We start from the raw sequence: 20,580 nt of genomic DNA, 5'->3' as shown, positions 1-20,580 counted from the left end.
TGCCCGGCTTCACTCCGGCCAACGCGACGGCCCGTACGGCCCCGGGGGTGGCGTACCCAGGCAGCACGCGCTTACCCTGCGTGCGGCAATGGCTGAGGCCACCGGCCCGGAGCGGGTGGTGCGAGGGCCGGACGACGCGAACACCTGGGGCAGGGGATGCAGTTCACCACCCGACCGACCCTCCAGGGCACCTTCGGCATGGTGTCCTCCACCCACTGGCTGGCCTCCCAGTCCGCCATGGCCGTCCTCGAGGACGGCGGCAACGCCTACGACGCCGCCGTCGCCGGCGCCTTCGTGCTGCACGTCGTCGAACCCCACCTCAACGGCCCGGCCGGCGAGGTGCCGATGATCCTCGCCCCGGCCGGCGGGGACGTACGGGTGCTGTGCGGGCAGGGCGTCGCCCCGGCCGGCGCGACCGTCGCCCACTACAAGGGGCTCGGTCTCGACCTCGTCCCCGGCACCGGACCCCTCGCCGCCGCCGTGCCCGGCGCCTTCGACGCCTGGATGCTCCTGCTGCGCGACCACGGCACCAAGTCCCTCGCCGACGTCCTCAAGTACGCCGTCGGCTACGCCGAGGACGGCCACCCGCCCGTGGAGCGGGTCGGCGAGACCTTGGAGACCGTGCGCGAGCTGTTCGAGACGGAGTGGACCACCTCCGCCGAGGTCTACCTGCCCGGCGGGCGCCCGCCGCGCCCCGGCGAGCTCTTCCGCAACCCCGCCCTCGCCGCCACCTGGAAGCGGCTCCTCGCCGAGGTCGCGGGAGCGGGCGACCGGGAGGCGCAGATCGAGGCCGCCCGCGACGTGTGGCGCACCGGCTTCGTCGCCGAGGCCCTGGTCCGGCAGGCCGCCCGGCCCACCCTCGACACCAGCGGGAAGCGCCACACCGGCACCCTCACCGCCGACGACCTCGCCGCCTGGTCGGCCGGCTACGAGGACCCGGTCACGTACGACTTCGACGGCTGGACCGTGTGCAAGGCGGGCCCCTGGAGCCAGGGCCCGGCACTCCTCCAGCAACTCGCCCTGCTCCCCGACGAGTTGCCGCCCCACGGCTCAGCGGCCTACATGCACCTCCTGATCGAGAACTGCAAGCTCGCCATGGCCGACCGCGAGGCCTGGTACGGCGACGCCGCAGACGTGCCGCTCGACGACCTGCTGTCCGCCGCGTACAACGCCGAGCGGCGCACCCTGGTCGGCCCGCGCGCCTCTCACGAGCTGCGCCCCGGCAGCCCCGGCGGCCGCACGCCCCGGCTCGCCGCCCACGCGCGCGTCGTCGCCACCGACGATCCCGGCTCCGTCCCCATGGGCGTCGGCGAGCCGACAGTCGCCAAGAGCCCCACCTCGCCCGTGCCCGGCGAACCGGAGGTCTCCGCCGACGGCGCCACCCGCGGGGACACCTGCCACCTCGACATCGTCGACCGCTGGGGCAACATGATCTCCGCCACACCCAGCGGCGGCTGGCTCCAGTCCAACCCCGTCGTGCCCGAGCTGGGCTTCCCGCTCGGCACCCGGCTCCAGATGACCTGGCTGGAGGAGGGCCTGCCCAACAGCCTCACCCCGGGCCGCCGTCCCCGCACCACGCTCACCCCGTCCCTCGCCCTGCGCGACGGCGTGCCGGTCATGGCGTTCGGCACGCCCGGCGGCGACCAGCAGGACCAGTGGCAGCTGCACTTCTTCCTCGCCGTCGCCCTGCGCGCGAAGGTGCGCGGCGGACTCGACCTCCAGGGCGCCGTCGACGCCCCGAACTGGCACAACGACAGCTTCCCCGGCTCGTTCTACCCTCGCGGCATGCGGCCCGGCAGCGTCACCGTGGAGTCCCGCACCGACCCGGAGGCCGTCGAGGAGCTGCGCCGCCGCGGCCACGACGTCACCGTCGGCGACGCCTGGTCCGAGGGCCGGCTGTGCGCGGTGGCCCGCGACCCGGACACCGGTGTCCTCTCGGCGGCCGCCAACCCGCGCGGGCAGCAGGGGTACGCGGTGGGCCGCTGAGCCCATGCCACCGGGTGCGGGCAGCCCATTTCCGCGCCGCCCGCACCCGAGATCGTCCCCGGGCGGGCCGGGGCTGTCGGTGCGGCGTGCTCTCATGGACGGGTGATCGAGACCCACGCGACCATCGACCAGTTCCTCACCCGGCACACCCAGGACGTGGAGGCCGCGGTCCGTGATGCCGCCGCGCGGGAGATCGTGCCGCGCTGGCGCCGTCTCGCCGCCCACGAGGTGGACCACAAGAGCGGGCCGCACGACGTGGTGACCGACGCCGACCGCGAGGCCGAGCGGCGCCTCACGGCGGAGCTGCCCCGCCTGCTGCCCGGCTCCGTGGTGGTCGGCGAGGAGGGGGTGCACGCCGACCCGTCGTCGTACGAGGCGATACGCGGGGACGCGCCGGTGTGGATCGTCGACCCCGTCGACGGCACGCGCCAGTTCGTGCGCGGCGAGACCGGCTACTGCACGCTGGTCGCCCTCGCCCTGCACGGCGTGGTGCAGGCCTCCTGGACGTACGCCCCGGCCCTCGGCCTGCTGGCCACCGCCGTGCGCGGACAGGGTGCCCGCCTCGACGGCGAGCCGCTGCGCACCGGCTCCCCGGAGCCCGGCCGGGACCTCCGCGTCGCCACCTCCCACCCGGACTTCACCACCGCCGAGCAGAAGCGCGCCCTCCTCGGCCTGCGCACCGACGGCGTGACCCCGCGCCCCTGCGGCTCGGCCGGTCTCGAGTACCTGGCGGTGGCCCGGGGCGAGCTTGACGCCACCGCGTTCAGCTGGGAGCTGGCCTGGGACCACGCGGCCGGCCTGCTGCTGGTGGAGGAGGCGGGCGGTACCCACCTCACCCGCGCGGGCAGGCCCTTCGACATCCGCGGCGGCAACACGCTGCCGTTCACCGCGGCGCGGGACGAGGCCACCGCGCGACGGACGGTGGAGCTGCTGTCCGCGGCCGTCTGACCGTGCGGGAGGCCGGGCGGCGCGGTGCGGGTGACCGGACGCCGTCCGGTCCCGCGCGCCGCCGGGCATATCCTGATCCTCTGTGGCCGTCGGCTGACGAAGGAGTCCGAAGGTGCCGTCGATGCTCGATGCGGTCGTGGTGGGGGCGGGGCCGAACGGGCTGACCGCCGCCGTGGAACTGGCCAGGCGCGGCTTCTCGGTGGCCCTCTTCGAGGCCAAGGGGACCGTCGGCGGCGGCGCCCGCACCGAGGAGCTGACCCTCCCCGGCTTCCGGCACGACCCCTGCTCCGCCGCCCACCCCCTCGCCGTCAGCTCGCCCGCCTTCCGCGGCCTGCCGCTGGAGCGGTACGGGCTGGAGTGGCTGCATCCCGAGCTGCCCATGGCCCACCCGTTCCCGGACGGCACCGCGGCCGTGCTGTCCCGCTCGGTCGGCGAGACGGCCGCCTCCTTCGGGCCGCGCGACGCCGGCGCGTACCGGCGGCTCGTGACGCCCTTCCTGCACCGCTGGGACACCCTGGTACGCGACTTCATGTCGCTGCCGCTCACCGCGCTGCCCCGCGACCCGGTCACCCTCGCCCGGTTCGGCCTCGTCGGCCTGCCCCCGTCGACCTGGCTGGCCCGCCGCTTCCGCGACGAGCGCGCCCGCACCCTCTTCGCCGGCCTCGTCGCCCACGTGATGGCCCCGCTCAGCGGCTTCGCCACCTCGGCCATAGGCCTGGTCTTCGCCCTCGCCGCCCACACCCGTGGCTGGCCCGTCGCCCGCGGCGGCTCCCAGGCCATCTCCGACGCCCTCGCCGGGTACCTGCGCGAACTGGGCGGCAGCGTGCACACCGACTACGAGGTCAAGCGGCTCGACGACCTGCCCCCGGCACGGGCGTACGTCTTCGACACCTCGCCCACCGCGCTGGCCCGTATCGCCGGCTTCGGCGACCACTACGCCCGCTACCGCTACGGCCCCGGCGTCTTCAAGATCGACTACGCGCTGGACGGGCCCGTCCCGTGGACCGCCCCCGAGGCACGCAGGGCCGGGACCGTGCAGATCGGCGCGGACAGCGCGGAGATCGGCGCCGCCCTGCGCGCCGCCTCCCGGGAGAGGCGGACCCCCGACGCGCCGTTCCTCATCACCGTGCAGCCCTCCGTCGTCGACCCCACCCGCGCCCCGGACGGCAAGCACGTCTTCTGGGCCTACGGGCACGTCCCGCACGGCTGGGACGGCGACCTCACCGACGCGATCGAACGCCAGCTGGAGCGGTTCGCCCCCGGCTTCCGCGACCGCGTCCTGGCCCGCGCCACCGCAGGCCCGCCCCAACTGGCCGCACGCAACGCCAACTACGTCGGCGGTGACATCGCCACCGGGGCCGTCTCCGGGCTCCAGACGCTGCTGCGCCCCAAGCTGTCCCTGTCCCCGTACACGACACCGCACCCGGCCGTGTTCATCTGCTCGCAGGCCACCCCGCCGGGTCCCGGCGTGCACGGCATGCCCGGGCACAACGCCGCCAAGGCGGTGTGGAGGAGGCTCCGCCAGACATGACGGCCCCCAGGATCGCCCTGGTCCAGGGCGACATCACCCGGCAGAGCGCCGACGCGATCGTCAACGCGGCCAACTCGTCCCTGCTCGGCGGAGGCGGTGTCGACGGCGCGATCCACCGGCGTGGCGGCCCGGAGATCCTCGCCGAGTGCCGCGCCCTGCGCGCCTCCCACTACGGCAGAGGGCTCCCGACGGGGCAGGCGGTGGCCACCACCGCGGGCCGGCTGGACGCGCGCTGGGTGATCCACACGGTCGGCCCGGTGCACAGCGCGACGGAGGACCGCTCCGGGCTCCTCGCCTCCTGCTACCGCGAGTCCCTGCGCGTCGCCGACGAACTGGGCGCCCGCACGGTCGCCTTCCCCGCGATCTCCACGGGCGTCTACCGCTGGCCGCTGGACGACGCGGCCCGCATCGCCGTGGAGACGGTCCGCGCGACGGACACGGCCGTCGAGGAAGTGACCTTCGTCCTCTTCGACGACCGGGCCCACCAGGCCTTCACCGCCCGTACGACCTGACCGACGCGCCCGAGCCCGTCCCGCGGTTCCGGCACCTGTCCGGTGACTGTCGTCCCCGCCGTCAGGGCCTGGCCCTCCTCACGGACGGAAGGCCCTGGCCCTCCTCACGGACGGAAGGTGCGCCGGTAGGCGTCGGGCGGGACGCCGACGCTGCGGTGGAAGTGGCGGCGCAGGGTGGTGGCGGTCCCCATGCCGGTGGCCGCGGCGATGCTGTCCACGGTGGCGTCGGTGGTCTCCAGCAGCTCCTGGGCGTGGCGAATGCGCTGGGCGTGGAGCCATTGCAGTGGCGTGGTCCCGGTGAGCCGCCTGAAGTGGCGGCCGAGGTGACGTGAGCTCATGCCGGCCTGACGGGCCAGGTCCTCCACGGTCAGCGGCTGGTCCAGCCGCTCCAGCGCCCAGGGGAAGAGCTCGCCCAGGGGGTGGTTCGCCACGGCGGGGAGGGGGGTGGTGATGAACTGGGCCTGGCCGCCGTCCCGGTGGGGCGGGGTGACCAGGCGTCGGGCGATCCTGTTGGCGTTGGCCGCGCCGTGGTCGAGGCGGACCAGGTGCAGGCACAGGTCCATGGCGGCGGATTTGCCCGCGGAGGTGAGGACGTCGCCGTTGTCGACGTAGAGGACGTCCGGGTCGACGGTGACCGCCGGGTGGCGCCGGGCCAGTTCCCGCGTGTGGGCCCAGTGCGTGGTGGCGCGCCTGCCGTCGAGCAGTCCGGCCGCGCCCAGGATGAAGGCGCCCGTGCACAGTGAGGCCACGCGGGCACCCGCCGTGTGCGCCGCGCGTACCGCCTCGACCAGTTCGGCGGGCGGGTCGCGGTCGGTGTCGGCCCAGCCGGGGACGATCACTGTGTCCACGTCCGCGAGGTGGTCGAGTCCTCGGTCGGGTTCCAGTCGGAAGCGGTCCACGGACACCGGACCGCTCCCGCAGAGGGAGAAGTCGTACCAGGGGTCCACGACGTGGGTCAGGTCGGTCCCGAAGACCTCCAGAGCCACGGACAGTTCGTAGTGGAGCATGCCGTCGGTGACGGCCAGCGCGACGGCGGGCATGTCCGGAACTGTACGTGACATGTCGTTTCCGACGCTCCTGCGGGGTGCTGCCGGAGGGACAGGATGGGGGTGTCAGGCCGCAGCGGATCGACCTCGCAGCGGGCGTTCGAGCACACGGGAGAGTTCCATGGGGTCAGGTCAGCTGGTGACGGTGTTCGGCGCCTACGGTCACACCGGGCGGTTCGTGGTCGCGGAGCTGGCCGCCCGCGGGTTCGTCCCGGTGCTGTCCGGGCGCAACGTGCGGACCCTGGAGGAGATGGCCCGCGAGCACGGGCAGGAGGCCCGGGTGGCGTCGGCCGAGGACCCGGCCTCGCTGGATCGGGCCTTGGCCGGCACGGCGGCGGTCATCAACTGCGCCGGCCCCTTCGCATCGACCACCGGCCCTGTCGTCGAGGCCGCGCTCCGGGCGGGGATCCCCTACCTGGACGTGGCCGCAGAGCTCGAGGCCAACCTCGACACCTTCGCCCGCTACCGGGAGCGGGCCCGGGACGCGGGAGCGGTGATCGTCCCGGCCATGGCCTTCTTCGGCGGCCTCGGCGACCTGCTGACCACCACGGCGATGGGCGACTGGACCGAGGCCGACGAGGCGCACATCGCCTACGCCCTCAGCGACTGGCACCCCACCGCCGGCACCCGGCTCTCGGGCGCGGTCTCCCGCGAGCGGCGCGGCGCCCACCGCCTGCGCTGGACCGGCGGACAGTGGGAGCGCCGCACCGACGCCGCGCCCACCCTGGAGTGGACCTTCCCGGAACCGATGGGACCCCGGCCGGTGATCGGGGAGTTCACGATGGCGGACGTCGTCACCGTCCCCCAGCACCTCTGCATCCCCGAGGTGACCACCTACATGAGCGCCGAGGCGGCCCGAGACGTCGCCGCCCCTCACACGCCGGCCCCCACCGCCATCGACGAGCGCGGGCGCTCGAACCAGACCTTCCTCGTCGACGTGGTCGTCCGCTCCGGCGGAGCCGAACGCCGGGCCACGGCCGGTGGCCAGGACATCTACGCCGTCACCGCGCCCCTCGTCACCGAGGCTCTCGCGCGCGTCCTGACCGGCCGCACCAAGACCGTCGGCGTCGCCTCCGCCGGAGAGATCTTCGACGCCCCCGACTTCCTGCAGGCGCTCGACCCGCACATCACGCTCGACCTGCACCCGCAGAAGCAGAACGCCTGACCCGAGCCCGACCGCCTTACCCGACGTGAGTCCGTACTGAGCCTCACGCTCCCGGGCGGCCGTTCCGCACACGCGCGGCGCGGCTGCGTACGCGGCGTAGGGCCGACGGGGCTTCCGGGGCCGGCCGGGACGTCCCCGCGTGGCGGCCACGGCCCCTGCACGGTGGGCCGCACGGCCGCGTACGGCCGGGCCCCCGGTGCCCGCCGCGTGCGTTCAGGCCCGCGGCGGGCGGCGGTCCGCCTCCGCCGCGTCCGCCACCGCCTCGGCGGCGGCCTGTGCCGCCTCCGCCGTGTCGTCGGCTGCCCTGGCCGCGGCCTCGTCGTCCGCGGCGGGCTTCGCCCGGGTCGCCGGTGACGGCGGCAGCGACTCGCTGAACGCCTTCGACACGCCCTGCAGCGCCGTCGTGATCTCGCTGGGGATCACCCAGAAGTTGTTGCCCTGTCCCTGCGCGAGCTGGGGGAGCGCCTGGAGGTACTGGTAGGCGAGCAGTTTCGGGTCGGGGTCGTTGCGGTGGATCGCCTGGAAGACCTCGTCGATGGCGCGCGACTGGCCCTCGGCCTCCAGGATCGCGGCGGTCCGGTTGCCCTCCGCGCGCAGCACGGCCGCCTGCTTGTCGCCCTCCGCCGTGAGGATCTGCGACTGGCGCTGGCCCTCGGCGCCCAGGATCGCCGCCCGCTTGTCCCGCTCGGCCCGCATCTGCTTCTGCATGGCCTCCTTGATGGACTGCGGCGGGTCGATGGCCTTGATCTCCACGCGGTTGACCCGAAGCCCCCACTTGCCGGTCGCCTCGTCGAGCACCCCGCGCAGCTGGCTGTTGATGGTGTCCCGCGAGGTGAGCGTCTTCTCGAGGTCCATGGAGCCGACCACGTTGCGCAGGGTGGTGACGGTCAGCTGCTCCACCGCCTGGAGGAAGCTCGCGATCTCGTAGAAGGCCGCGCGCGGGTCGGTGACCTGGAAGTACAGCACGGTGTCGATCTCGACGACCAGGTTGTCCTCGGTGATGACCGGCTGCGGCTTGAAGGAGACGACCTGCTCGCGCAGGTCGATCTGCGGGTGCACCCGGTCGATGTACGGGATGACGAGGTTGAGGCCGGGGGTCAGGGTCTTGTGGTAGCGGCCCAGCCGCTCCACGTTGCGGGCGCGCGCCTGGGGCACGATGCGCACCGCCCGGATCACCGTGAAGATCGCGAGCAGCGCCACCAGCAGCCCGGCGACGAGGGGGGCGGAGATGTCCATGGCTTCAGTCCCGTGGGTAGACGATCGCGGTGGCGCCACTGATCTCGATGACGTCGACGGTAGTGCCGGGCGAGATCACCAGCGTTTCGTCGTAACTGCGGGCCGTCCACTCCTCGCCGTCGATGCGGACCCTGCCGTCGGTGCCCGACACGGCCGTCAGCACCTGCGCGGGCTTGCCCACGAGCGCGTCCACACCGAAGCGCGTACGCGGCGGGCGCCGGAGGTGCCCGAGGGCGAGCGGCCGGACGAACAGCAGCGTGACCGCGGCGAGGGCGGCGTACGCGACCAGCTGGACCCACAGCGGCAGACCCACCGCCGCGACACCCGCCGTGACCAGCGCGGCCGCGCTCAGCATGCCGAGGGCGGCGGTGAGGGTGAAGATCTCCGCCACGGCCAGGACGGCCGCGACGATCAGCCAGATCAGCCAAGGGTCCATGTCGCGCCTCTTCTCACCCGGGGTGGAGGGCTTCGGCCGGCGCCGGCCGGCACGCGAGGGGGAGCCGGCACCTTTGCCACCACTTTACCCAGTCGCGGCCCGGGTGCCGAGGTCCGTGCACCCAGCATTCCCGCCGTACATGTCCGGCACGCCTCCAATTGGGTGATGACCCTTATGGCGCTGACCCACCTTCTCGGGTGAGGGTTCGAACGGCCCCCTTGATCCCTTCGACGCCGGTGCCCGCCGGGCGTGTATGTGCGCCTGTCTCGCCCTGCCCGGTGTGATCGTGATGCACAGCGTCGTGGACGGGACCGGGATGCCGGCGACCGACGGACGGCCGAGGACGGTACGAGGAACTGATTGATGACCCTGCCCGAGCTGTACGTGACGCTGCTCATCGCGGGGACGGTGCTGCTGGCCAGCATCGCCGCCGCCCGCACCGCGCACCGGGTGGGTCTGCCCAGTCTGCTGCTGTTCCTCGCGGTGGGGATCGTGGCCGGCGAGGACGGGCTCGGCCTGGCCTTCGACGACGTCCAGCTCGCGCAGGCGCTCGGCACCGCGGCCCTGGCCGTGATCCTCGTGGAAGGTGGTCTGACCACCCAGTGGAGCGACGTCCGCAGACTGGTGGCGCCCGCGGGCGTGCTGGCCACCGTGGGCGTGTTCCTGTCCGTGCTGGTCACCGCCTCGGGCGCCCACTTCCTGCTGGGGCTCGACTGGAACGTGGCGCTGCTGCTCGGCGCGATCGTCTCCTCGACGGACTCGGCCGCCGTCTTCTCCGTGCTGCGGGCGCTGCCCCTGCCCCGGAAGCTGACCGGACTCGTGGAGGCGGAGTCCGGCTTCAACGACGCCCCCACCATCATCCTCGTCCTGGTCTTCTCCACCGCCACCTCCGACCTCCCGGCGATCGGCCCCCTCTTCGGCAACCTGCTGTTCCAGCTGGCGGCCGGCGGCACGCTCGGCGTGCTGATCGGTCTCCTGGGCGCCGTCGCCCTGCGCCACATCGCGCTGCCCGCCACCGGCCTCTACCCGCTGGCCACGGTCGGCTTCGGCATCACCGCCTTCGCCGCCGCCGGCGCGGTAGGCGCGAGCGGCATCATCGCCGCCTATCTGTCGGGGCTGGTCCTCGGCAACTCCAAACTGCCGCACCGCGCCGCGACCCGGTCCTTCGCCGAGGGCGCCGGATGGCTCGCCCAGATCGGCCTGTTCGTGATGCTCGGCCTGCTCGTCGATCCCAGCGAGCTGTCCCAGGCGGTCCTGCCTGCCCTCGTCGTCGGCCTGGTGCTGCTGCTCGTCGCGCGGCCCGTCTCGGTGCTGCTGTGCCTGCTGCCGTTCCGCATCCCGCTCCGTCAGCAGGCGTTCATCTCCTGGGCAGGGCTGCGCGGCGCGGTCCCCATCGTGCTCACCACCTTCCCCGTGGTGGAGGACGTGCCGCACGCCCGCGAGATCCTCAACATCGTGTTCGTGCTGGTGGCCCTGTTCACCCTGCTCCAGGGGCCCACGCTGCCCGCCGTCGCCCGCCGCCTCGGCCTGGTGCGCACGGACGCGCTGCGCGAGATCCAGGTGGAGGCCGCGCCCCTCGACGTCCTGGACGCCGACCTGCTCACCGTGTCCATCCCGCAGGGCTCCCAGCTGCACGGGGTCGCCGTCTTCGAGCTGCGGCTGCCGCACCCGACCGTCGTCACCCTGATCGTCCGTGAGGACACCACGCTGGTGCCGGACCGCGAGACCGTGCTGCGCGCCGGGGACGAGCTCCTGCTCATCGCCACCCCGGAGACCCGCGAGGACACCGAACGCCGGCTGCGGGCCATCGGCCGGCGCGGCAAGCTCGCCCGCTGGCTCGGCGAACACGGCACGCCGGACCCGGAAGGCTCCGTCACGAGCGGCTGACCGGCCGACCGCCGTGATGCAGGGAGAAGAGCGCGGAACCACCACGACCGCACAGAGTCCGACGGCATCATTGCTTCGTTTGTGTGCGAGTCCTAGTGTGTGGCGGGCTCAGTAGTCGCACCGTCACCACCCGTCGTGGTTCTCCTCCGGCGTGACGTCGTCGCCGTGACGCCGCGCCGCCGGGGGATCCGGCGTGCCCTCAGTCCGTGCAGTGCCCTGTCGCACCGAGGAAGGCCACGGTCATGCCGCACCCGCACGTGTCTCCCGCCGCAGGTCCCGCCCGCCCCGTCGTCAGCCGCCGCCGTCTCCTGGAGTCCGGCGCCGCCGTGCTCGGCGCCCTCGCGCTCGCCGCCCCCTCCGGCGCCGCGCACGCGGCCGGTCCGCGCCCACGGGCCGACGACGCCCCACCGGAGTGGAACGACCTCGGCGTCTTCCGCCTGGGCACCGAACCCCCGCACACCACGCTCATGCCGTACGCCGACGTGCCGCAGGCGGTGGCCGCCGACCGCACCCGCTCGCCGTACCGGCTGGACCTCGACGGCGTCTGGAGGTTCGCCTACGCGGACCGGCCCGAGGACCGCGACCCCGACTTCCACCGCACCGACACCGACGACAGCGGCTGGGACACGATCCCGGTCCCGTCGGTGTGGCAGCTGCACGGCCACGACTTCCCGATCTACCTGAACATCACCTACCCCTACTGGGGCCCCAACGGCCGCGGCGAGGAACCCCAGCCGCCCGCCGCGCCCATCCGCTACAACCCGGTGGGCCAGTACCGCCGCACCTTCACCGTCCCGCGCGACTGGCGCGACCGCCGCGTCTTCCTGCACTTCGAGGGCGTCAAGTCCGCGCACTACGTGTGGATCAACGGAGAACTCGTCGGCTACGACGAGGACTCCTACACACCGTCCGAGTACGACGTCACCGACCACCTCCGCCCAGGCACCAACCAGATCGCGGTCGAGGTCTACCGCTACTCCGACGGCGACTGGCTGGAGGACCAGGACATGATCCGGCTGAGCGGCATCTTCCGCTCGGTCTTCCTGTACTCCACCCCGCCCGTGCGCCTGCGCGACTTCAAGCTGGAGACGCCGCTGAACGACACGTACACCGCCGCCGAGCTGGACGTCACCGCGCATGTGCGGGCGTACGGCGACGGCGCGGGCGGCGGCCGGTACACCGTCGAGACGCAGCTCTACGACGCGCGCGGGCACGCCGTGTGGTCCCGGCCGCTGCGGCAGACCGCCGACCCGGGTTCCGTGCAGGCCGGCCGGGACGTCACCGTACGGGCGTCACGGGCGGTGCCCGAGCCGCGGCTGTGGTCGGCGGAGGACCCGTACCTCTACACGGCCGTCCTCCGGCTCCGCGACCCGTCCGGCACGGTCGTGGAGACCCTCTCCCACCGCGTCGGCATCCGCGAGTTCGCGCTGAAGGACGGGCTGATGCGGATCAACGGCCGCCCCGTCTCCTTCCGCGGCACCAACCGCCACGAGATGCACCCGGCCCGCGGCACCGCCCTCACCCGCGAGGACATGGTCCGGGACATCACGATCGTCAAACGGCTCAACATGAACTCCGTCCGCACCTCGCACTACCCGGACAATCCGCTCTGGTACGAACTGGCCGACGAGTACGGCCTCTACCTCGTGGACGAGACCAACCTCGAGACCCACGGCATCCGCGACCGCTACCCAGGCGACCACCCCGACTGGACCGCCGCCTGCGTCGCCCGCGCGCAGAACATGGTCCACCGCGACAAGAACCACCCCTCGGTGGTCGTCTGGTCGCTCGGCAACGAGGCCGGCGGCGGCTCCACCTTCACCGCCATGCACGACTGGATCCGCTCCTACGACACCACGCGTGTCATCCAGTACGAGGGCGACGACCGGCCCGGCATCAGCGACATCCGCTCCCGCATGTACGAGAGCCCCGCCCGCGTCGAGCAGCGCGCCCTCGACACCGCCGACACCCGGCCGTACGTGATGATCGAGTACTCCCACGCGATGGGGAACTCCAACGGCAACTTCAAGAAGTACTGGGACGTCGTGCGCCGGCACGACGTGCTCCAGGGCGGCTGGATCTGGGACTTCGCCGACCAGTCCCTCCGCACACCGGTCCCCGAACGGGTCCTGCTCACCGAGTCGGGGCCGGCCGCGCTGCGCGGCGAGATCCTCGCCACCCGAGGCCGCCTCGACCGGGACGAGGGACTGTCCGGCATCACCCTCTTCGAACGGCACGACAGCCTCGACCTCACCGGCTCCCTCACCCTGGAGGCATGGTTCACCCCGAGCGTGCCCGGCTACCACCAGCCGGTCATCGCCAAGGGCGACACCCAGTACGCGCTCAAACAGACCGACCGCAGGATGGAGTTCTTCATCCACTCCGACGGCCAGTGGATCGCCGTCAACTGGACGGTGCCGGACGACTGGAGCGGCAAGGAACACCATGTCGCGGGCGTCTTCGACGCCGACACCGGCGTCCTCGGCCTGTACGTCGACGGCGCGGTCCGAGCCACCCGCACCACCGACCGCCGGCCCACCAGCAACACCGCCCCGCTGTCCCTCGCCTCCGACGCCGACAACCAGACCCGGGAGCTCGACGGCACGATCCGCCGCGCCCGCGTCTACGCCCGCGCCCTCACCACCGCAGAACTGGGCTCCGACGACCGGGCGCCCGGCGACGACGGCGTGCGCTTCTGGTTCGACGCCGCCACCGTGCGGACGGAGCGGAAACGCCCCGAGGCCAAGACCTTCCTCGCGTACGGCGGGGACTGGGGCGACAACCCCAACGACGGCGCGTTCGTCGCGGACGGCATCGTCACCGCCGACCGCTCGCTCGGCGGCAAGGCGGCCGAGATCAAACGCGTCCATCAGGCCGTCGGCGCCGTTCGCACCCCGGGCGGCGGACCGGGCGCGGTCACCCTCACCAACGAGTACCTCTTCACCAACCTCCGCGACTTCGACGGACGTTGGGAGCTCTCCGCGGACGGCGAGGTGATCGGCCGCGGACGCCTCACCCGGGACCAGCTCGACCTGGCGCCGCTGTCCGAGAAGCGCGTCGACCTGCCTGTGCGCCTGCCCCGTGACCCGGCCCCGGGCACCGAGTTCTTCCTCCAGCTGTCCTTCACCACGCGGGAGCACACCCCCTGGGCCGAGCCCGGCTTCGAGGTGGCCCGGCACCAGCTCCCGCTCGGCGCGGACGCCCCGGCGGTCGTGCCCGTGCCCCTGTCCCGTGTCCCGGCGCTGCGGCACGAGACCCGTGACCAGGACGTCCGCATCACCGGCAAGGGCTTCTCGGTCACCGTCGACCGCCGCACCGGCCTCCTCACCGACTACGAGGCCGACGGCACCCGCCTCCTCACCTCCGGGCCGGCGCCCAACTTCTGGCGGGCGCCCACGGACAACGACCGCGGCAACGGCCAGCACCTCCGCAACCAGACCTGGCGCGACGCGGGCGCCCGCCGCACGGTCACCGACGTCACCGTACGGCCACTCGGCGACCGCGCCGTCGAGGTCCGCGTCACCGGCACCCTCCCCACCACGGTCGAGTCCGCCTACTCCACGACGTACACGGTCTTCGGCAACGGCGAGATCAAGGTGGACCACACCCTCCACCCGGGCGCCGCCAACCTGCCGTACCTCCCCGAGGTCGGCTCCCTGCTGTTCCTGCCCCGCCGCCTGGACCGGCTGCACTGGTACGGGCGCGGCCCCGAGGAGAACCACTGGGACCGCAACACCGGCACGGATGTGGGCCGTTGGTCCTCGACCGTGGCCGAGCAGTGGACGCCGTACATCCGCCCGCAGGAGAACGGCAACAAGACCGACGTCCGCTGGGCCGCGCTCACCGACCGGACGGGGCGGGGGCTGCTGGTGACGGGCGAACCCCTCGTCGAGATCAACGCCTCGCACTTCACCCCGGAGGACCTGTCCGCGGGCGTCCGGCACGACTACCAGCTCACCCCGCGCGACGCGGTCGTCCTGCGCGTCAACCACCGGCAGACGGGCGTGGGCGGCGACGACAGCTGGGGCGCGCACACCCACGACGAGTTCAAGCTCTTCGCGGACCGCGACTACGCCTACACCTACCGGCTGCGCCCGCTCACCGCTCCGGACCGGGCACACGCCCTGTCCCGCCGGCCGACCGCCGTCGAATAGCGCGGCACACTCAAGGGAGCCCGGGGTAACCGGGCTCCCATGGGTGACATCCTGGTCGGCGCCTGCTCCTGGACGGACCGCCAACTCGTGGCCGGCGGCTGGTATCCGCGCGGGCGGCGCGACGCGGAAGGACGGCTGCGGCACTACGCGGAGCGGCTGCCGGTCGTCGAAGCGGACTCCGGCTACTACGCGTTGCCGCGCCGCCGCAACAGCGAGCTGTGGGTGGAACGCACCCCGGACGGCTTCCGCTTCGACGTCAAGGCGTTCTCCCTGCTCACGGGTCACCCCACCCGCCCCGAGGCGCTTCCGGCCGATCTGCGCGACCGGGTGCCCGCGCGCCCTCCCGCCGGCCCGGCCCTGCTCGACGAGGTGTGGGGCCGCTTCGCGGAGGCCGTCGACCCCCTGAGCGCGGCCGGGCGGCTGGGCACCGTGCTGTTCCAGTTCCCGCCGTGGTTCGCCCCCGGCGCCCCGGCCGAACGCTTCCTGGAGGAGTGCGCGGAACGCACCAAGGGCTGGCCGCTCGCCGTGGAGTTCCGTCACCCGGCCTGGTGGGACGCCGAACGCGTCGACGAGACACGCGAGTTGCTGACCTCCCTGGACGTGACGGCGGTCGGCACCGACATGGCGCAGGGCCTCACCGCCTCCCTGCCGCCCCTGGTCCCCGTGACACGGCCCGCCCTGGCCGTCGTACGGTTCCACGGCCGCAACGCGGCGTGGGGGAGGGGCAGCAAGGAGGACCGCTTCCGCCACGACTACGACGTCACCGAGCTCGCCGCGTGGGCGCCCCGCCTGCGCCGGGCGGCACGGCAGGCGGACGAGCTGCACGTCCTGTTCAACAACTGCTGCGGCGACGCGGCGGTACGGGCGGCGGAGACGATGCGCGACCTGCTGGCCCGGCCGGAGAGACGGTGATCCGCGGAACCGGCCCGGCCGGAGAGGCGGGTGATCCGTGGAACCGCCCCGGCCGGAGGCGGTGATCCGCGGAACCGCAGGACACCGGACGTGGATGTCGGATTCCCGCCAGACCCGGCCGCCCCCGTGCCGGATCCTTGAGACATGCACCAGGGGATGCACACCGACACCGAGCGCTGCGTGCGCGCCGTGCAGTCGAAGGACGCGCGGTTCGACGGCTGGTTCTACACCGCCGTCCTCACCACCGGCATCTACTGCCGGCCCAGCTGTCCGGCGGTTCCGCCCAAGCCGGCGCACATGGTGTTCCACCCGAGCGCCGCCGCCTGCCAGCAGGCCGGGTTCCGGGCGTGCAAGCGCTGCCGCCCCGACACCAGCCCCGGCTCCCCCGAATGGAACGCGCGCGCCGACCTCGTCGCCCGCGCCGTGCGGCTCATCGCCGACGGCGTGGTGGACCGAGAGGGCGTCACCGGGCTCGCCGACCGCCTCGGCTACAGCACCCGGCAGATCGAACGCCAGCTGCTCGCCGAGCTGGGCGCGGGCCCCCTCGCCCTGGCCCGCGCCCAGCGGGCGCAGACGGCGCGGCTGCTCGTCGAGACGACCGGCCTGCCGATGGCGGACGTCGCCTTCGCGGCCGGCTTCTCCTCCGTGCGCACCTTCAACGACACCGTGCGCGAGGTGTTCGCGCTCTCCCCGAGCGAGCTGCGCACCCGGGCACCGGAGCACGCGGCCGCCGCCACACCCGGCGTGATCACGCTGCGCCTGCCGTTCCGCGCCCCGCTCCACCCCGACAACCTCTTCGGCCACCTTGCCGCCACCGCCGTGCCCGGAGTGGAGGAGTGGAGGGACGGCGCCTACCGCCGCACCCTCCGCCTCCCGTACGGCCACGGAATCGTCGCCCTGGTGCCGCGCCCCGACCACATCGCCTGCCGGCTCGCCCTGAGCGACCCGCGGGACCTGACCGTCGCCATCAGCCGCTGCCGCCGCCTGCTCGACCTCGACGCGGACCCGGTCGCGGTGGACGAGCAACTGCGCTCGGACGTCGCGCTCGCGCCGCTGGTCGACAAGGCGCCCGGCCGCCGGGTGCCGCGCACGGTCGACGAGGCGGAGTTCGCCGTCCGCGCGGTCCTCGGACAGCAGGTGTCCACGGCCGCCGCCCGCACCCACGCGGCCCGCCTGGTCACCGCGCACGGCACCCCCGTCGACGACCCCGAAGGCGGTCTCACCCACCTCTTCCCGACACCGGAACACCTGGCCGCACTCGACCCGGACGCCCTCGCCATGCCGCGCACGCGCCGCACCACCCTGACCACCCTGGTCCGCAGGCTCGCGGACGGCGACCTCCGTCTGGGCGCCGACAGCGACTGGCCGGAGACCCGCGCCGCGCTCCTCGCCCTCCCCGGCTTCGGTCCCTGGACCGCCGACGTCATCGCCATGCGCGCGCTCGGCGACCCCGACGCTTTCCTCCCCACCGACCTCGGCGTCCGCCGCGCCGCCCGGGCCATGGGCCTCCCCTCCACCCCCTCCGCCCTCACCACCCGGGCCGCCGCCTGGCGCCCATGGCGCGCCTACGCCGTGCAGTACCTCTGGGCGACCGACAGCCACCCGATCAACGTCCTGCCGTCCTGACCGGCAGCGGAGGACCCGATGAGACAGCACACCGTGACCGACAGCCCCTACGGCCCCCTGACCCTCGTCGCCGACGACGGCGTCCTCTGCGGCCTCTACATGGAGGGTCAGCGCCACCGCCCGCCGCAGGAGACCTTCGGCGCCCCCGACGACGGCCCGTTCACGGAGACGAAGGAACAACTGGCCGCCTACTTCGCCGGCGACCTGACGGAGTTCACCGTTCCCCTGCGCCTGCACGGCACCCCGTTCCAGCTCCGCGTGTGGGACCAGCTCCGGCGCATCCCCTACGGCGAGACCCGCACCTACGGGCAGCTCGCCGATCTCCTGGGCAACCCCAAGGCGTCCCGCGCCGTCGGACTCGCCAACGGCCGCAACCCGGTCGGCGTCATCGTCCCCTGCCACCGCGTCATCGGCTCCACCGGCAGCCTCACCGGCTACGGCGGCGGCCTGCCCCGCAAGCAGCGCCTGCTGGACTTCGAACGCGGAGCGGCCCTCTTCCAGGCGTGACCAGGGCCTCTCGTCCGGATCACGCCGGGCTTGCGGGGTCCGGCCTGATCGAAACGGAAGACCCTGGCTAGGCGGTGATCCGCCGCAGCAGCGCCGGCAGCGACGTGCCGATCGGTTCGCGGACGACCTCGTCCGCCAGGTCGTCGTACGGCGTCGGTTCCGCGTTGACGACGACCAGGCGGGCGCCGTGGTCGGCGGCGACCTGGGCGAGGCCCGCCGCGGGGTGGACCTGGAGGCTGGTGCCGGCGGCTATGAAGAGCGTGCACGCCTTCGTGATCGCCACCGCCTCACCGAGCACCGTCGGGTCCAGCGCCTCGCCGAACATCACCGTCGCCGGCTTGAGGATGCCGCCGCAGGCGACGCAGGGCGGGTCGTCCTCGCCGGCCGTCAGACGGGCCAGGGCGTCCTCCATCGGGGTCCGCGCGTGGCACTTCGCGCACACGACCGTGCGTGCCGTGCCGTGGAGCTCCAGCACCTTGCGGTCCGGCATGCCGCCGAGCTGGTGCAGACCGTCCACGTTCTGCGTGATCACCCGCACCGCCGTCCCGGACCGCTCCAGCTCGGCCACCGCGCGGTGGGCGGCGTTCGGCTCGGGCAGGGCGGCGAAGGTCTCCTGCCGCATCCGCCACGACCGGCGCCGGATCTCGGGGTCGGCCATGTAGTACTCGTACGTCACGAGCTTCTCGGCGTCCGGGTCGCGACGCCACAGCCCGGCGGGCCCGCGGTAGTCGGGGATGCCGGAGTCCGTGCTGACGCCGGCGCCGGTCAGCAGGGCGACGAGGGGCTTGCTCATGCGGCGAGGGTAGGGCGGGCGGGGTCCGCCCGGCGAGCGGATATCGCGCCGGTCAGTGCACCCGGCGGCCGTCCTCCAGCTCCGCCGTGCCCGAGCCGTCCGCCAGCACGTCCAGCGCGGCCAGCACCCGGCGGCCCAGGGAGCCCGGCAGATGCGCGGTGATCTCCTCGCGCTCCACCAGCCGCCACGACAGCAGCTCCTCCTCCTGGAGCCGGATCGCCCCCAGCTCGTCGTCACCGAGCACCCCGCCGTCGTACAGGTACGCCACCAGCGGCGGCACGCCGGGCGTCCGCACCCAGTCCACCGCGAGGAGCCGGCCCAGCGGCCGGTCCAGGCCGATCTCCTCGGCCGTCTCCCGCCGCGCCCCGTCCCGCGGGCTCTCCCCGTCGTCCGACTCGATCGTGCCGCCGGGCAGCGCCCACCCCTCCCGGTAGTTCGGCTCGACGAGCAGCACCCGTCCCGCCGCGTCCCGGAAGAGGGCGGCGGCCCCGGCGAGGACACGGGGGAGGGAGGCGATGTAGCCGGCGAAGTCCTGAGTCTCCTGCGTGGTGGTCATGCGGGAAGGGTAACGGCGGCCGGGCGCCCCGCCGGGGCCGTCGCGACCCCGCCCGCCAGGCGCACGGCAGCACACGCCGTCCCATGATCGACACGGCGGGCGCACACGCCGGAGCACGGCCGACGGGGCCGCGCGGTCAGACCTCCGCCTGCGCCAGCCGCAGCGTCCGCTCCGCCAGCTCGCTGATCCGCACCCCGTCGAACCCGAACACCGCGCTGCGCACGGTGTCCTCCAGCGGCTCCTTCCACCGCTCCGGCACGGCCGCCGCGCCGCACATCACGCCGGCCACCGAACCGGCCGTCGCGCCGTTGGAGTCGGTGTCCAGACCGCCCCGCACCGTCAGCGCCACGGTCCGGGAGAAGTCGCCGTCGCCGTACAGCAGACCGGCGGTGATGACGGCGGCGTTCGGGACCGTGTGGATCCAGCCGAGGCCCGCCGTCTCCTCCTCCAGCGTGGTGAGTGTGTCCTCCCAGGACAGCCCGCTCTCGTGCAGCGACGTCACCCGCCGCACGGTCCGCGCCAGTCTGCTGCTCGCCGGGACCACCGTCAGCGCCTCGTCCACCGCCTCCCGCGCCGTCGCCGCCGTGAACGCCGCAGCGACCAGCGCCGCCGCCCACATCGCGCCGTACACCCCGTTGCCCGTGTGCGACAGCACCGCGTCCTTGCGGGCCAGCGTGGCGGCCCGGCGCGGGGCGCCCGGCGAGACCCAGCCGTGCACGTCGGCGCGGATCAGCGCGCCGATCCACTCCTGGTAAGGGTTGTCGAACGTCGCCGTCAGCGGCGGCCGCAGGCCGTTCGCGAGGTTCCGGTACGCCGCCCGCTCGGCGGTGAACGTCTGGAGGTACGGCAGCCGCAGCAGCCACAGGTCGCCCACCTGCTCGGTGCTGAAGCCGAAGCCGTGCGTCTCCAGCAGGTGCAGGCCGAGGATCGCGTAGTCGACGTCGTCGTCCCGGCAGCTGCCGTGCACCCTGCCCCGGACGCAGTACCGCCACTCCGGGCGCAGCGCCCGCTCCTCCTCCGCCGTCGGAGGTTCCGGCAGGTAGTCGGTCAGCGGCAGCGCGTCCGCCGCCCGCAGGTAGCGGTCGATGCGGTCCCGCGTCCACACCTCGCCCTGCTCCACCGGCTTGCCGAGCATGTTGCCGGCGATCCGGCCCAGCCAGCCGCCGAGGACACGGTCGGCGAGCCCGGTCACGGTGGTCACTGCGGTCGTGGCGGTCATGGGACCGGTCTACCCGTTTCCCGGCGGTTCCGTACCCGTCCACGTGCCGGTCGGCGCATGACGGGA

The 20,580-nt window shown here is 73.8% G+C and carries 16 protein-coding genes; 10 read left to right on the top strand and 6 right to left on the bottom strand.

The features are described from left to right. Positions 1-156: 156 nt before the first annotated feature. The 4 genes from ACF1AG_RS06165 (at position 157) to ACF1AG_RS06150 (ending at position 4,977) form a co-directional block, all read left to right on the top strand. Complete coding sequence (locus tag ACF1AG_RS06165) at positions 157-1,986, top strand: gamma-glutamyltransferase (RefSeq protein WP_359604352.1); 1,830 nt, start codon at positions 157-159, stop codon at positions 1,984-1,986. A gap of 102 nt (positions 1,987-2,088) precedes the next feature. Beyond that, the gene (locus ACF1AG_RS06160; RefSeq protein ID WP_359604354.1) at positions 2,089-2,934 is read left to right on the top strand and encodes an inositol monophosphatase family protein; all 846 of its coding nucleotides are present in this window, start codon (positions 2,089-2,091) and stop codon (positions 2,932-2,934) included. Between the two features lie 121 nt (positions 2,935-3,055). Then, complete coding sequence (locus tag ACF1AG_RS06155; protein ID WP_359604355.1) at positions 3,056-4,465, top strand: NAD(P)/FAD-dependent oxidoreductase; 1,410 nt, start codon at positions 3,056-3,058, stop codon at positions 4,463-4,465. Beyond that, a complete protein-coding gene (locus tag ACF1AG_RS06150; RefSeq protein ID WP_359604357.1) occupies positions 4,462-4,977 on the top strand; it encodes an O-acetyl-ADP-ribose deacetylase in 516 nt (171 codons plus the stop codon). Before ACF1AG_RS06155 ends, ACF1AG_RS06150 begins: the two co-directional genes overlap by 4 nt. Positions 4,978-5,081: 104 nt before the next feature. On the opposite strand, the gene ACF1AG_RS06145 is transcribed toward ACF1AG_RS06150, so the two are convergent. Continuing rightward, the gene (locus ACF1AG_RS06145) at positions 5,082-6,017 is read right to left on the bottom strand and encodes a helix-turn-helix domain-containing protein (RefSeq protein WP_359604359.1); all 936 of its coding nucleotides are present in this window, start codon (positions 6,015-6,017) and stop codon (positions 5,082-5,084) included. A gap of 127 nt (positions 6,018-6,144) precedes the next feature. Here ACF1AG_RS06145 and ACF1AG_RS06140 point away from each other — a divergent pair, with 127 nt between their 5' ends. After that, on the top strand, positions 6,145-7,188 hold the full coding sequence (locus tag ACF1AG_RS06140; RefSeq protein ID WP_391809384.1) for a saccharopine dehydrogenase family protein: 1,044 nt from the start codon (positions 6,145-6,147) through the stop codon (positions 7,186-7,188). A gap of 213 nt (positions 7,189-7,401) precedes the next feature. On the opposite strand, the gene ACF1AG_RS06135 is transcribed toward ACF1AG_RS06140, so the two are convergent. Further along, on the bottom strand, positions 7,402-8,424 hold the full coding sequence (locus ACF1AG_RS06135) for an SPFH domain-containing protein (RefSeq protein WP_359604363.1): 1,023 nt from the start codon (positions 8,422-8,424) through the stop codon (positions 7,402-7,404). Between the two features lie 4 nt (positions 8,425-8,428). Beyond that, positions 8,429-8,860 carry an NfeD family protein gene (locus tag ACF1AG_RS06130; RefSeq protein WP_359604365.1) on the bottom strand — a complete coding sequence of 144 codons (432 nt, stop codon included), beginning with the start codon at positions 8,858-8,860 and terminating at the stop codon, positions 8,429-8,431. 363 nt (positions 8,861-9,223) lie between these two features. Here ACF1AG_RS06130 and ACF1AG_RS06125 point away from each other — a divergent pair, with 363 nt between their 5' ends. The 5 genes from ACF1AG_RS06125 to ACF1AG_RS06105 all read left to right on the top strand — a co-directional run bounded on the left by ACF1AG_RS06125 (position 9,224) and on the right by ACF1AG_RS06105 (position 17,946). Continuing rightward, positions 9,224-10,747: a potassium/proton antiporter gene (locus tag ACF1AG_RS06125; protein ID WP_359604367.1), complete on the top strand. Its 1,524-nt coding sequence runs from the start codon at positions 9,224-9,226 to the stop codon at positions 10,745-10,747. A gap of 242 nt (positions 10,748-10,989) precedes the next feature. Further along, positions 10,990-14,901, top strand: a complete 3,912-nt coding sequence (locus tag ACF1AG_RS06120) for a glycoside hydrolase family 2 TIM barrel-domain containing protein (protein WP_391809383.1) — start codon at positions 10,990-10,992, stop codon at positions 14,899-14,901. 39 nt (positions 14,902-14,940) lie between these two features. Beyond that, positions 14,941-15,813 carry a DUF72 domain-containing protein gene (locus tag ACF1AG_RS06115; protein ID WP_391809382.1) on the top strand — a complete coding sequence of 291 codons (873 nt, stop codon included), beginning with the start codon at positions 14,941-14,943 and terminating at the stop codon, positions 15,811-15,813. Positions 15,814-15,969: 156 nt separating this feature from the next. Continuing rightward, complete coding sequence (locus ACF1AG_RS06110) at positions 15,970-17,439, top strand: AlkA N-terminal domain-containing protein (RefSeq protein ID WP_359604381.1); 1,470 nt, start codon at positions 15,970-15,972, stop codon at positions 17,437-17,439. An 18-nt stretch (positions 17,440-17,457) separates the two neighbouring features. Further along, a complete protein-coding gene (locus ACF1AG_RS06105; RefSeq protein ID WP_359604373.1) occupies positions 17,458-17,946 on the top strand; it encodes a methylated-DNA--[protein]-cysteine S-methyltransferase in 489 nt (162 codons plus the stop codon). A 67-nt stretch (positions 17,947-18,013) separates the two neighbouring features. Here the strand turns inward: ACF1AG_RS06105 and ACF1AG_RS06100 are convergent, their stop codons facing one another. The 3 genes from ACF1AG_RS06100 to ACF1AG_RS06090 form a co-directional block, all read right to left on the bottom strand. Then, positions 18,014-18,739 carry an NAD-dependent deacylase gene (locus tag ACF1AG_RS06100; protein ID WP_359604375.1) on the bottom strand — a complete coding sequence of 242 codons (726 nt, stop codon included), beginning with the start codon at positions 18,737-18,739 and terminating at the stop codon, positions 18,014-18,016. 52 nt (positions 18,740-18,791) lie between these two features. After that, on the bottom strand, positions 18,792-19,295 hold the full coding sequence (locus ACF1AG_RS06095; RefSeq protein ID WP_359604377.1) for an NUDIX hydrolase: 504 nt from the start codon (positions 19,293-19,295) through the stop codon (positions 18,792-18,794). Between the two features lie 136 nt (positions 19,296-19,431). Next, positions 19,432-20,514, bottom strand: coding sequence for an ADP-ribosylglycohydrolase family protein (locus ACF1AG_RS06090; protein ID WP_359604379.1), 1,083 nt, complete (start codon positions 20,512-20,514; stop codon positions 19,432-19,434). Positions 20,515-20,580: the final 66 nt, after the last annotated feature.

The organism is Streptomyces sp. NPDC014764 (assembly GCF_043082785.1).
Lineage (GTDB): Bacteria > Actinomycetota > Actinomycetes > Streptomycetales > Streptomycetaceae > Streptomyces > Streptomyces althioticus.
This window is presented reverse-complemented; position numbering and strand designations above follow the sequence as displayed.